Here is an 11,979-nt window from a genome sequence, read left to right as displayed (position 1 = left end):
GGTCACATGATCCAGCAATCGGATACGGCTGACCTGATGGCCGCTGTCGACGAAGCCGCGGCGGAAACGCTGCATTGAGCCACCTGATTCTCCCGAGAAGCATCTGGTCGCGGCACGATCCGAATTAGGAACGTCCAACACAGCGCCCGGTTGGCCCTGGTATCTCCCGTAATCAAAGGTCTCTCCATGTATCATCACGTCAAAAAGCTCATGTTCACAGTCCGGGTCGACGAGCCCGATCCACGGTTCGGAAATATGCTACTTGAACAGTTTGGCGGGGCTAACGGCGAGCTGGCGGCCGCCATGCAATACTCCATTCAGGGTCTCAATTGCGAAGATCCGGACCGCAAGGATCTCCTGATGGATATCGGAACCGAGGAATTGAGCCACCTCGAGGTGGTGGGATCGCTCGCGCGCTTGCACTTGAAGCCCTTGAAGTTCGATCGAGAAGCGGCGGAAGCCGATCCCTTGATCGCGATTGCCGGAGGCGGCGGCGTCAATCTGTTCAACTCGCAAGGCAATGCCTGGACGGCTGACTATCTCAAGATCACCGGCGAACTCGACGTCGATCTGCGCAGCAACATCGCCGCGGAAGCGCGCGCCAAGATCGTCTACGAAAGACTGATCAATTTCTGTGATGACGCCGGCACTAAGGACGCGCTGCAGTTTTTGATGACGCGGGAAATCACCCACATGAAGGCGTTCTCGCGTGCGCTTGAAAGCATGGGCAAACCCACATTCAGCATCGGCCGCATCGCTCCCACGCCGGGTCTCGTGGACCAGTTCTTCAACGATTCGACGGGTTCCGGCGACAACGGTGAAATCGACACAAGAGGCCCCTGGAACGAAGGCGAAGACTGGATCTTCATGGAATCACCGGCACTCCAGAGCGGCGATCCCGGCGCGGCGCCTTCGATCGTTGCCGAGAGTTCGCCGTCGGAGCCTGTCATTGGACTTGACGACCTGCTGATCGATCAGCTGCGGGACCTCCTGCATGCAGAGAAGCAATTGACCAAGGCATTGCCTCAGATGATCGAGGCTGCTCGCTACGACCAGCTCCGCGAGCTGTTCACCGTTCATCTCGCCGAAACCGAAACGCAGATCGAACGTCTCGACGAGTGCTTCGAACTGCTCGGCAAGAAGCCGCGCGTGAAGTCTTGCAAGGGCATGCAAGGACTTGTCGAAGAGGGCGACGAAGTGATCAAGGATGGAGCCAAGAAGGACGATGCAGCAGCGGATCTCGCATTGATCGGCGCGGCACAGCGTATCGAGCATTACGAGATTGCCGGCTACACCGCTGCCCGCAACCTGGCGCAGCAGTTGCGTCACAGCGCGGTGGTCGCGCTGCTTTCGAAGAATCTGGCCGAGGAGGAGAACGCGGATCAGTTGCTCAATCAGGTCGCGCGTTCGTTGATGTCGGTTGCGAAAATGCCCGCCGCCATCGAGCAGACCTTCGTCGAAGATGAGCCCGCTGGAGGCTAGGTCAGCGTCGAAGCATTGAGATAGGCGGTCCCCACTCTGTGGGGCCGCTGCTTGCTAACACGTTTTGACGAACCGCGAGGCGGTTGGAAAGGACTAGCATGCCCCCGAGGATCAAAGAGCATACCTGCCGGCTGTGCAACGGAACCGGCTTTCCCAGGTCCATGTAGCCCCCTCATCCTGGCCGTAAGAGCTACCCCGTCAAATGCGAGGCCTGCCAAGGCAAGGTAAAGATCACAGAGTCGGGTGAGATCTCAGTGCTTTGATCTTTCGATTTCGAAGGTGAACTTGGCCGGCATCACATCCCGGACCCCAATCGCCATGAGCGTTTGGCGGTAGTTGCAGCCGAATGATGGAGGGCGTTACGCGCCATGTCGGCCAACGATTTGGCGGCTTCCGCTTGCGCGGCCCGCAATTCGGAAGCTCCAGTCCTTCCTCATCGAACTATTCACCCGGCTCGCGGATCACCTGAGCGTGTCGCCGCCGAGGTCGAGCGTACGGTTGCGGAGAGTGAGAAGAGCAAGGGACTGGGGGCGGCCTTTCGAGGATCCGATCAAGATAGGCGATCGCGTCCGGCGCAAGCTGAAGACGGATCAGTAAAGAGGCCGCCAACTGAGGCGGCCTTATTCTTTCGTGGTGGCTTGTCTTGCCCGGGACAATCTCCGAAACTCGATTGTTATGTTGGAGGCGCGAATTGCGAGCCCGCCCGAGATTGCGCGGGTAGCGTAAGCCGAGTGAGCGTCCACCATTGGTCGATCGAACCTGAGTGCGACCGGGAACAACATCTAACCGATCTTACTTTTCCGGCGTTCGCACCACGGTTAGGACCGGCTTAGACGAAGGCTCCCACGGCGCGGGGAGGACCACCCTGATTGGTCGAGCGTCGGCAAATCTTTCCGCGAAATTGGGTCGTTCTTCTGTGGCGGGCTCGGCGAGAGCCACCGCGAAGGACGCCACAACGAAAGCCAAGCCTAAGAGGACTGTTCGAATATCCACCAACATTTTGCTGATCCCGTTTCGAAAAGGACAACGCGGGCCTTCAAGAATGGTTCAGCCGACTGAACGTTTGCTACTCGAAGGAAAGCCGGCGCGTGCCCATCAGGAGCGAACGGGCCAAATTGCGCCGAGTCTTCACGGGCGCCGGATGAGATCCGGCCGCTTCTCAAGCAAATCCCTCAGACCGAGATCTTGCCGACAGGATCTCTTTTCTACGAAATCACTGATGCCGGAAGCGCGGTGATCCGCGACGAATGAGCGCTCCGATCCCGGCGTCAGATGCTATCGACTGGAATAATACAAATGCTTTTTCCTTGCTCGTCGACGACCGAAACCGAGCAATTGCGCCCGACCAGCTCAGGACGAGTCGCACGCAAGGAGCGCGCGAGTCTGATCGCCTCGATCTGCGCCGCTGTCTCGTCCACCAGATCGTGCACGCCATGATCCGCGACAATCCGAGTGTCGACAAGCTTGAAGTGGAACTTGGGCATTCTGGGAACAGTTTTACAGGTGAAAACTCAAGTTTGGCAGCTTGAAAGACAACCCCTGGTGCTTGGGATTGTGGGCATGGCGATCGGGGCAGCAGTCGCAGGCGCGTTTCGCGCTTCCGAAATGGAGAACGAATATATCGGCAAAGTTGCCGACGATGTGAAAGCCGACCTGAATCGTCGCGCCGGCGCGGTATCGCAGGCCTTGCGAGAAGCCTCAGATACCGTGGTCGCAGAAGTCGGCGACAAAGGTGCCGAAGCCTTGGATAGGGTGAAGCAGGTTGGCATGGATGCCGCCGAGGCAGCCGCCGCCAAAGTAGGGTCCCCCCAGCCGGGCTAAGGTTGCGGTGGTCGTGATCACGTGGATCTGCAGCGAGGTGCGGAGTGCACCCCTGAGGTGTCTTCTCAGATTGTGCGCCGTTGTCTGCCGACCACAAAGCCATAGACAAGCAGCACGATGACCGCGACCACGGCGCCGATCAATCCTGTGCCTTCGCCAAGACGATACCAGCCAAAGGCTTGCCCAAGGTAAGTCGCAACGAACGCACCAACGATCCCGAGGATGGTCGTTAGGATGAACCCGGCTGGTTCGGTGGCACCGAAACAGTGCACCATGGAGCAGATCACCTGACCCGTTTCCATGCCGGAGGCCAAGGCGGCAGTCCAAGGCGCAAGACAAACGAGCGGTATCGAGCAGACATCACGTAAGGCGGTTTAGACGTGGTCCAAAACCGAGAAGGGCGCATCGATACGCGATCGAAAGGTGGGAACGGGCGAAAGCGTGGCCCCTCGTAACCGTCTACTGCTTCGCGTCTTCGTCCTGGCGGTCTTTCAAGTCTTGCGCTATCTGATCAACCGACGTCTCGCTTGCAAGCTCATCCGGCCTACCATCCTCGATGTCCTCGACATCCAGTTTCTTCGCGATGCGCTGCAATATGCGCAACGACTGGGTCGCCTCCCTCTCTGCAAGGAGATTGATCTGCAGCTCCAGGTGATCGCGCCGTTCCAGGGTTCGGTCGATCAGGCTTTGGCGGATCAGCACGCATGAGGTGAGGAGAACGGCTTCGAGCGCGAGGATCGTCGCGAGCAGCGGGAACGGATATTCGTYGAAGGCGTGATGCGGGAAAAAGTGGCTGAGGATGATCCAGCCGATCACGAACGCGCATTGAAGAACGATAAACTGAACGGTGCCGACGAACCAGCCGATCCAGTGAAACAGACGGTGATGAACCGCCAGAGTTTCTTCATCCTGCTTTTCAAGGCGAAGGATTGCGTCGATGCTTTGGGCGGCGGGCCTCGCTGACTGAGTGCCCGCCCGCATCAGTTTGCGACCTTTTCTGCGGCCCGTCGCGCCGACTTCCGCGTCTTGTCGACGCTCTTGTCGGCCGATCTTTCAGCGCGCGCCCTCGCCTCGCATTTGCCGCGCAGATCCTCGATCTCGTCGTCCGTCAGGTGTTCGATACCGACCAGTGAATTCCGGGCCGCGCCGACCCGGATCAATTCGTCGAGCTTGACCTGGATCGCGGCGCTATCGCGGTTTTGAGAATTCTGGATGAGAAACACCATCAGGAACGTGACGATAGTCGTTCCTGTGTTGATCACCAGCTGCCACGTATCGGAGAAACCGAAGAGCGGTCCGCTTACCGCCCATATGATGACGATGCCGGCCGCGATAATGAACGTTGAAGCCCGGCCTGCCGCCAGCGAGGTCTTATTGGCGAGGTCGCCGAAAAACTTCGAAACCGCGGACGGCTCTTTAGCTTTTTCCTTGGCCTTCATGATATGTCGCCCCATGTCAGCGTGTCAGCCGGCGGGACAAATCGGTAGTGCGCCCGAAAGTTCCATCGCCAGGGAACTAACCCCTCATATGCCGCCACTGAGCGAGAGGCTTATGCGCGTAACGATCCCATCCCACGCGCGCTCTTCGCTGGCCGGATAATTGATCAGCACGCAATGGACCAGCCCGCCGGAGAAGTTGCAACGGTCATACCAGACCTTGTCGCCCTTGTAGCTGGAAACCGCAAAGAACCGCGGCGTCACTCTCTTGTACTGAATGCGCGAAGGCGGTCCTTTTTTCGCGAGGAAAGCAGCGGGCGAGTCACTCCCGACGTTGGGAGCAGCCTGTATCGTGAGGTCGGCGCGGCCGTCGGCAGTTCGAAAGCGTTGCCCGTAACCGTCCGGCCGACCCGCTTCTTCGGTGAAGATCGAAGAAGGGAAGTCAATCGACGTGCCCGTCTGTGGAATGCGGTAGGTCGTCCACCTTGTGGCCTGCGCCGAAACCGAAGCGGCCGAGACTGTGAAAATGGTCATCGCCAGAGCTGTCGCTTTCATCAAAGCTCCTCCTTCGCAGACCCCCACCGAGACATAGGCAACGAGTCGGCTGCATCCCTTCACACCAGGAAAAGCGGCGAAGCCAATTACGTTCCAAGAAGCCTGATCCTACGCCACCAATGCCTCTCTGCCGAGAAGCAGATGCGAAAGCACCACGCCGACGCGTTCGAGGCAGGGGATCGATGGGCCGCAGCAAACATCGACCGGCGACGTGAGTATTCGAAGGCACGTGACCTCCAGGCCAACGGCCGCTGAGCAACATCGGTACATGTGTCCCTTATGGCGGAAGCGATCAGCCGTCTGCCGCGCCTCCCCAGCAGCCCGCGACCGCCCTGCACCGCAGCCCCCGCCCCGCAAGCCTCGCCCACATCGCAACCAACTCCGAAACCCTGACGCCTCCACGAGCCCCGCCTTCAAGGGGACTTACGCAGCCGTCATAAGGACCACCGGAACAGGCCTCCAGTCATACCCGTCGGCGGGCTACCCGACAGGAACGGCTACGCATTTTGGCCGTTCGACATGAGAACAAATGCTATCGGATATGAGGCTCCAGTGAGCGTACTTCTCGTCGAGGACGACCCTTTGATCCGCGAATTCGTCGTCGAAGCGCTGCGCGAGGCAGGCTATCACGTGATCTACGCGAGCACTGGGGAGGAAGCGCTGGCCTGGTGCAAGCGCCACGCCGCGGATGTGCTGGTCACCGACGTCCGCCTACCCGGACAGGTCGATCGATGGCAGATAGCGGAGCGCTGCCGCGAGCAGGATCCGGACTGCCGGTCATCTACGCCACGGGCTTCTCTCCCGCCACTCCACGTCCCGTTCCCGGGAGCCGCATCGTGAGGAAGCCCTTCCATCCGGACGAGATCGTCCGGATAGTCAAAGAGCTTGGCGAGGAAAAGGGCGACGCCGAGTTAGCCGGTCTATTCGCGGTATCGCCGCAGCCTGGACCACCTAGGATCCGCAGCTTCGGCGCACCATGCCCTTTCCAGCGTAATCACCCTTTGAGCAGGCCCAGTTCCTCTACGGCCCGAACACAGATTTCGGAGGGGTCCTTGAGCCTCGTCTGACCGATCTCGATGATCTTCTTGGCGATCAACTCGGTGAGAGGGTCGTTCTGATCCTGTACGCCAATCGAACGCAGCGCCTCTTCGTAGCTCTCGAAAGCCGCGTGATTTCTTCAGGCCCCAGAGGCGAGTTTTGAAGTATTCGGTAATAGCCATTGTTGTCCCCAGCAGGATGCAGCGTAGCATCGATCTGCTGAGGGGGCATTGCATCTCAGCAGCCACTTTTAGCTTTCGCAGACTGCCCCTGTTCGCATCCTGTGAGCGTGGAGGCGGCGTGCGGCGAAGAAAAGCGTCGCAGAGGGAGCTCCGCGCCTTCACGGGCAACTCGATCCGAAACTTCATGGCGCGCAGAGGAACGATCGCGCGACTGCCAAGTTTTCCCGACGCCCCTGCCCCAAGGGGCGAACCCCGTACTGGCCCCAGCTCATAGCCCCTGCCCCCCGAGCTGGGGCCTTCATCCGCCAGCCCGGGAAGCGTGAGCAGAAGGCTTCGGCGAAGCTCCCGCCCTTCTCAATCCTTCGCTCCCAGAGGCTATTGGTCTTCGCCTGCAGCGGCGGAATCCTGGGTGCCGAGCAACTTCAGCGAGGTCTCGATCTTGGCGAGGAGCGCCTGGATTTCGGCGCGCTCGTTCGCGCCGGTCCGGCTTCAAGCCGCGCCAGCAATTGCTCTTTCTGTCCTAGCAGCTTCGCAAGAGTGGACATCCGATCACCACAATGTTTACCGTATCGAATGGRCCGCTCGGAGAGCGGCCCTTTCTTGGTCACCAGCTACGGGTGCCGAAGCTGAAGCCGATGCTCGGCCCGCCGCCGTACGAGCCGTAGCCGCGATCGTAGTAGCCGGGGCCGCCGTAGTAGCCGTAACTGCGGCGCACCACGTACCCGTCGTCATCGCCGTAATAGCGCTGGTGAGTTCGATCGTGCATCTGTTTGACCTGTCGGCGTGCTCGCACATCGGTCGATGAGAGGCGCTGCTGCTCCGGGCTGGGCGTGCCGAGCGGGGTATCGATCAAACGATGCGGTTACGAGCCCGAGCTACCTGATGGTTGGAGGTTCTTTCGTTGGCCAGCCGGTGCTCTGATTGCCTGAGCCGGTGGGATCGCCGTCCTCCCAAGACGCTTGCAATGTGTCGTCGCGGGCAACCGGTATCAGAAGCTGCTTCCGCATTTCGGCGAGGCGGGCACGGCAATACTCCCGGTAAAACATCTCGACTAGGGTGGACATGATCGAACCCTCGCTTGATCATCACCATTGACGATAGATTTCGACCATTTCAACCGGCGGTAAATATCAAAGGCGCCGGAGCAGTTTGTGTCCGACGAACTCGGATGACGACGATGTGGCCGACGAGGCGCAACACGAAATCGGTATCAGAGAACGTCTGGTGCTGCAGGACAGTCTGTCCGCGGATCGTTGAGTTCGATCAATCGCGAGGGTCATAGAAGCGGAGCTTACGGGTTCACCCCGCCAAGGATATCTCAAACTAGATCCGATAACGGCAATCAGAAATAGAGCCATCACGACCGCCTCCTCTTAGAGGAGATTTTTTGACGCCACGGCCTTCGCAATCACTATAGATTTCTGGCCGCTAAGTGAACGAGTTCACATCAGCATTGAACTTAGCTGAGCGAGACTAGCAGGCCAATGGCGTAGCTTCTTGGACTCTTGCGCACAGATCAAACAAGTTCGGTGCGCGAACTGCAAAATGCAGATACCGGTGAGTTTGTCGCATTTGATCCCGATGTCCAACAAGGCTGGAGGTCCCCATGTCTATGGACGCAGCCGAATTCGTATCACATCGTTTCTCGACGCGGGAGTTTCCGGAGCGGATGCGAGTCCCGCTATGGCGCGAGGACTTTGGGCGAGGCATAGTCCACGCTGATATTGAGCCTCTATCGAACGCACCGTTTCAGGCCTACGCAACGCTGCAAGCGATCCGAGGTTTGCGCAGGCTCGCGCTGAAAGGCTCCCCTATGCGTTTCAAGCGCTTGCAGGCGAGCATCGCTGATGGTGATGACTCGATCGGAGTCGTCCTCTGTTCTCCCGGCAAAAGTCAACTATCGCAGCGCTGTCAAGAAATCGAGCTTCACGCCAGCGACGCCATCGCAATTCTGCATTCCGAGCCGGCCACCGTCACCTATGTCGACGGATTGCTATTCGGTCTTGCCGTACCGCGCGACGCCCTCGCACAGCGCGTGACGAACGTCGAAAGCCGCGCCATGCGGCCGATTTCTCACCGAAGTGAAGCGCTCCGACTTCTCATGGCTTATCTCAAGTCGGCATTTACTGAGAGTGTCCTGGCCACCCCGAAGCTGCGAGATGCGGTCGTGGCTCACATCCACGATCTCCTGGCGCTCGCAATCGGCGAGTGCGCTCCCTTGGGCGAGAGCAGTGCGAGCGCTGTCGTGACTGCGCGCCACGGCGCCGCCCTCGATTACATCGAGACACACTTTCAAGAACCAGGGCTCAGCGTCGAGATGGTAGCTCGTTGCCAAGGCATCTCACCTCGCTATCTGCAGCGCCTGATGGCATCATCAGGATCATCGTTCACCGGGCACGTGAATGAATTGCGTCTCCAACGAGCGCTCAAACTGCTGACCGAGTCCAGTGCCAGCGCGCGACTAATTTCCGATATCGCTCTAGAGGTCGGCTTCTCGGATGTTTCGCATTTCAATCGCTTGTTCCGAGCTCGCTTCGGCGATTCGCCGCGTGGCGTTCGTTGCGCCCGAAGGGATCCTAGCTGATCAAGTGGAAGCGGGCGCGTACTTTTCGTCTGTCGAGCCGGCCCAGATCGCCCACGGCTCTGACAGCCTGCTCCTCGTTCTCGACGATGAAGCCGGTCACGCCGTCCTCGACGACCTCGGGCACGGAGCCGGAGCGATAGGCCATCACTGGCGTCCCACAGGCCATCGCCTCGATCATGACGAGGCCGAAAGGCTCCGGCCAATCGATCGGAAACACCAGGGCCGCGGCCTCTGCGAGGAACGGCTGCTTCTTCACCTCATCCGCCTCGCCGACGAGCTGGAGCGCCCGACCGTCGATGTGGGGCTCAAGTTGCTTCTTGAAGTAGCCCGTCTCGCCGCGCGGAATCTTGGCGGCGATGCGCAAGGGCATTCCGGCGGCGCGCGCGATGCGGATGGCGTCCTGGGGGCCCTTTTCCGCGGTCAGGCGGCCCAGGAACGCCAAATAGGATCCTTGATCGAAAGACGGGCGAAAGTTGTTCGATGGCAGTCCGTGCTGGATCGTGGCGATCCAATTTGCCTCAGGCAACGGCAGACGCTGATGGTCCGATATCGACACGAAGCCCGCGCCGGGAAACTGCCGCAGCACCTCGGAAAGGCCCGGCAGGTCGAGCCGGCCATGCATGGTGGTTACGAAGGGCACGCCGAGCCGACTGAGCAGCGCAAGGGGCAGCCAGTCGATGTGAGCGTGGATCTCGATCTCGGCGCTCGCGCGCGACACCGGGCTGTCACCGCAGCAGATCAGGCTGAACCTGTACTATCTGGAGYGGCTGGGCGAAGTCTCGGTCCGCCAGGGACAGGCCAAGGCGAACGCAGTCGAGCCCCGTCCAAAGAAGCCACGCGGTCGCGCGGCGCACAAGATCAAGGCGAACGCGAAAAAGCTCAACGGGCAAGCGCGCACGAATGGCCACAAGCAAAGCCGGGCGGCGGCTTGATCACCATGACGTTCCGCCCCCTCAAGCGATCGAGGCAATGGAGCGGTTTGTTTAGAAGGTTATCGCGACCAGGTCGGCGGCTCGGACGGGCACGTGAAGGAGGGCGCCGATGCAGTTCATGCTTGGGATGCTGGTCGGCTGCATGATCGGAGGAACAATCGGCGCGATCGTGGTCGGGGCCTGTGCAATGGCGGCAACGGCCGACGAAGACGACCTCAGCGTCGGTCGCGCGGGAAGCAAGAAGTGCCGGAATGTCGAATTCTCTGAAGACGAGATGCTCTGCGTGACCCCCGGCGAAAGCGGCTCGGACGGCCCCCTGAAGCAGAAGCCCGATGAAGCATTTCATGCTCGGGATGCTGGTCGGAGCAACGGTCGGCCCGATCGTGACCGAGGCCTGCGCGATGACCCGACGAAGCCGCTGGAACGCCAAGAGTACGAGGTGACATGAGACGACCACACGAGCCTGTTGAACCCATCACCGATGTCGAGCGCGAGGTCGGGCATCGCCTGCAGGCGCTCAGGATCGCGCGCGGGCTCAGCCGCGCCGAGCTGGCGAGCCGCCTCGACACCACCGAGGCCGAGGTCATCGCTTGGGAGACGGCGAGCGAGGTGATTTGAGTCGATGAGCTGACCGACATCTGCAAGGTCCTGCAGATCACGCCAGGCACGCTGCTCGGCTGGGAGACCAAACAGTAAAAGCCAAACTTCACCGCCGATATGAGCAAGCAATGATCAGGAAGAACCAGCGCATCGAGACCCTGCGCGACGCCTTCGCCAAGGCGGCGACGGCGAACGACCCCGAAGCTATGCAGCTCGTCGGCCGCGAGCTGCTCGACGAGTACGACCAGCAGCCGAAGCTGAGCAAGTTCCACCAAGACCATCGCACCATCGTCGCGGGCATGCTGATCACGCTGATGGCGATGGAGAAGCTGAAACAGGATGGCAGCTACGACCGGATGTCGCCGGAGGAGCGCGAGCGGCTGCCGCTCGACCTGGGCCTCGTGGCCATTGATATGTTGCTGAAGAAAAAGCAGCACTGATGATCACCGAAGTCCTCACCCGCTGGTCGAGGGAGCGGCTGCGGAAGGGTGCAAGCAAGCGCAACCGATGTACGGGGTAGCGCAACCGGCTCCCATCCTGCTTTGCCATGACCGAACTGACCCGGCGCCGAAGCGAAAACGATCAACACGAAACCTGGCACATCTATTCCGCCGACGTCCGCATAGGGACGATCGGCATCCGCGCTGGCGTGCCGATAAGCGCTGATCAATGAGGCTGGAGTCTTGGGTTTTATCCAGGCATGGAGCCCAGCACGCAGCGCTCGGGCTCGGCTACAACATTCGACCAAGCCCGCGCCGCATTCGAGCGGGCATGGCAGCAGGTGGAGCCGACGCTTCGCGAGGACGATTTTGAAGTTTGGCGACGCGACCGCGATTTCCACGCATGGAAGCGCCGCATGCAAGCTGAGGGGTGCCAGATGCCGACGCAAAACTCCAACGGCTGTTCGAGGTGCTTCTGCGGCGAGCCGATCCCGATTGCGTACGAGGTGCACATCTACACCGTTCACCGGTCGGCGCATGAACAAACACGTCGAGAAACGCCCCTTCGCCGAGCCCGAAGCCGCCGCGCGCAAACTTAGTTCCGTCAGCTCRAGTAGAGCATCACAAGACTCTGGGAAAACTCGGCAGTCGGCTGAGAAAAATCCGGGCAGCAGGACCAGAGGCATTGCCAAGCCTCCGGGAAAACTAGGAACCCGGCCCGGCAGTGCAAGTTGGTGCGGCATGCCAGGGTTTTACTTCGTCGTCCGTGAAGAATGCGGATTGATCTGAGAAATAAGCAGAATTTGTCTTGATGATGTAGTATTCGATTTTGCAGGAAAGCGGGGTGTTGGACCTCGCTTTCTTGCGTTTTAGGATTTTGCTTTTGGGCGATTCGTGATTCCCTGACGG

The 11,979-nt window shown here is 60.0% G+C and carries 15 protein-coding genes and 1 pseudogene; 8 read left to right on the top strand and 8 right to left on the bottom strand.

What is annotated here, in order from left to right; genetic code table 11:
* The first annotated feature begins 186 nt into the window (after positions 1–186).
* On the top strand, positions 187–1,482 hold the full coding sequence (locus AB4Z51_RS41915) for a DUF892 family protein (RefSeq protein ID WP_028153966.1): 1,296 nt from the start codon (positions 187–189) through the stop codon (positions 1,480–1,482).
* Positions 1,483–2,750: 1,268 nt separating this feature from the next.
* On the opposite strand, the gene AB4Z51_RS41910 is transcribed toward AB4Z51_RS41915, so the two are convergent.
* Entirely contained in the window at positions 2,751–2,966 is a 216-nt protein-coding gene (locus tag AB4Z51_RS41910; RefSeq protein WP_135217073.1) for a DUF6894 family protein, read from the bottom strand.
* Between AB4Z51_RS41910 and AB4Z51_RS41905 the strand changes: the two genes are divergently transcribed.
* On the top strand, positions 2,959–3,303 hold the full coding sequence (locus AB4Z51_RS41905) for a hypothetical protein (protein WP_441499506.1): 345 nt from the start codon (positions 2,959–2,961) through the stop codon (positions 3,301–3,303). The two genes, AB4Z51_RS41910 and AB4Z51_RS41905, sit on opposite strands and share 8 nt — an antisense overlap.
* 65 nt (positions 3,304–3,368) lie before the next feature.
* Here AB4Z51_RS41905 and AB4Z51_RS41900 read toward each other — a convergent pair whose 3' ends face one another.
* The 4 genes from AB4Z51_RS41900 to AB4Z51_RS41885 form a co-directional block, all read right to left on the bottom strand.
* A complete protein-coding gene (locus AB4Z51_RS41900; RefSeq protein WP_135217083.1) occupies positions 3,369–3,605 on the bottom strand; it encodes a GlsB/YeaQ/YmgE family stress response membrane protein in 237 nt (78 codons plus the stop codon).
* 157 nt (positions 3,606–3,762) lie between these two features.
* Positions 3,763–4,284 carry a DUF1003 domain-containing protein gene (locus tag AB4Z51_RS41895; RefSeq protein ID WP_441499505.1) on the bottom strand — a complete coding sequence of 174 codons (522 nt, stop codon included), beginning with the start codon at positions 4,282–4,284 and terminating at the stop codon, positions 3,763–3,765.
* Positions 4,284–4,742: a low affinity iron permease family protein gene (locus AB4Z51_RS41890; protein ID WP_028154185.1), complete on the bottom strand. Its 459-nt coding sequence runs from the start codon at positions 4,740–4,742 to the stop codon at positions 4,284–4,286. The genes AB4Z51_RS41895 and AB4Z51_RS41890 overlap by 1 nt, the downstream gene beginning before the upstream one ends.
* An 84-nt stretch (positions 4,743–4,826) precedes the next feature.
* Positions 4,827–5,294: a hypothetical protein gene (locus AB4Z51_RS41885; RefSeq protein ID WP_441499504.1), complete on the bottom strand. Its 468-nt coding sequence runs from the start codon at positions 5,292–5,294 to the stop codon at positions 4,827–4,829.
* A 552-nt stretch (positions 5,295–5,846) separates the two neighbouring features.
* On the opposite strand from AB4Z51_RS41885, the gene AB4Z51_RS41880 reads away from it, so the two are divergent.
* The gene (locus AB4Z51_RS41880; RefSeq protein WP_441499503.1) at positions 5,847–6,134 is read left to right on the top strand and encodes a response regulator transcription factor; all 288 of its coding nucleotides are present in this window, start codon (positions 5,847–5,849) and stop codon (positions 6,132–6,134) included.
* Positions 6,135–7,118: 984 nt separating this feature from the next.
* Here the strand turns inward: AB4Z51_RS41880 and AB4Z51_RS41875 are convergent.
* Positions 7,119–7,280 (bottom strand): hypothetical protein, encoded by a 162-nt coding sequence (locus AB4Z51_RS41875; protein WP_167768329.1) that lies wholly within the window; start codon positions 7,278–7,280, stop codon positions 7,119–7,121.
* Between the two features lie 840 nt (positions 7,281–8,120).
* Here AB4Z51_RS41875 and AB4Z51_RS41870 point away from each other — a divergent pair.
* Positions 8,121–9,098 carry an AraC family transcriptional regulator gene (locus AB4Z51_RS41870; protein ID WP_038959834.1) on the top strand — a complete coding sequence of 326 codons (978 nt, stop codon included), beginning with the start codon at positions 8,121–8,123 and terminating at the stop codon, positions 9,096–9,098.
* A 7-nt stretch (positions 9,099–9,105) separates the two neighbouring features.
* Here AB4Z51_RS41870 and AB4Z51_RS41865 read toward each other — a convergent pair.
* Positions 9,106–9,789 (bottom strand): annotated as a pseudogene (locus tag AB4Z51_RS41865) (glycosyltransferase family 4 protein); the annotation flags it as partial.
* 350 nt (positions 9,790–10,139) lie between these two features.
* On the opposite strand from AB4Z51_RS41865, the gene AB4Z51_RS41860 reads away from it, so the two are divergent.
* From AB4Z51_RS41860 to AB4Z51_RS41845, 4 genes are read left to right on the top strand one after another with little or no spacing between them, the layout of a single operon-like run.
* A complete protein-coding gene (locus tag AB4Z51_RS41860) occupies positions 10,140–10,478 on the top strand; it encodes a hypothetical protein (RefSeq protein WP_135217077.1) in 339 nt (112 codons plus the stop codon).
* A complete protein-coding gene (locus AB4Z51_RS41855) occupies positions 10,475–10,648 on the top strand; it encodes a helix-turn-helix domain-containing protein (protein ID WP_135217078.1) in 174 nt (57 codons plus the stop codon). Before AB4Z51_RS41860 ends, AB4Z51_RS41855 begins: the two co-directional genes overlap by 4 nt.
* Positions 10,649–10,657: 9 nt before the next feature.
* Positions 10,658–10,726, top strand: coding sequence for a hypothetical protein (locus AB4Z51_RS41850; RefSeq protein ID WP_375338066.1), 69 nt, complete (start codon positions 10,658–10,660; stop codon positions 10,724–10,726).
* Between the two features lie 32 nt (positions 10,727–10,758).
* On the top strand, positions 10,759–11,070 hold the full coding sequence (locus tag AB4Z51_RS41845; protein ID WP_135217079.1) for a hypothetical protein: 312 nt from the start codon (positions 10,759–10,761) through the stop codon (positions 11,068–11,070).
* A gap of 705 nt (positions 11,071–11,775) precedes the next feature.
* Here AB4Z51_RS41845 and AB4Z51_RS41840 read toward each other — a convergent pair.
* Positions 11,776–11,979: hypothetical protein (locus tag AB4Z51_RS41840; RefSeq protein WP_441499502.1), on the bottom strand; the 204-nt coding region annotated here is incomplete at its 5' end.

Source organism: Bradyrhizobium sp. 2TAF36 (assembly GCF_052114925.1).
Classification (GTDB): Bacteria; Pseudomonadota; Alphaproteobacteria; order Rhizobiales; family Xanthobacteraceae; genus Bradyrhizobium; species Bradyrhizobium barranii.
Note: the sequence above shows the minus strand (reverse complement) of the source record. Positions and strands in the feature narration are given on the sequence as shown.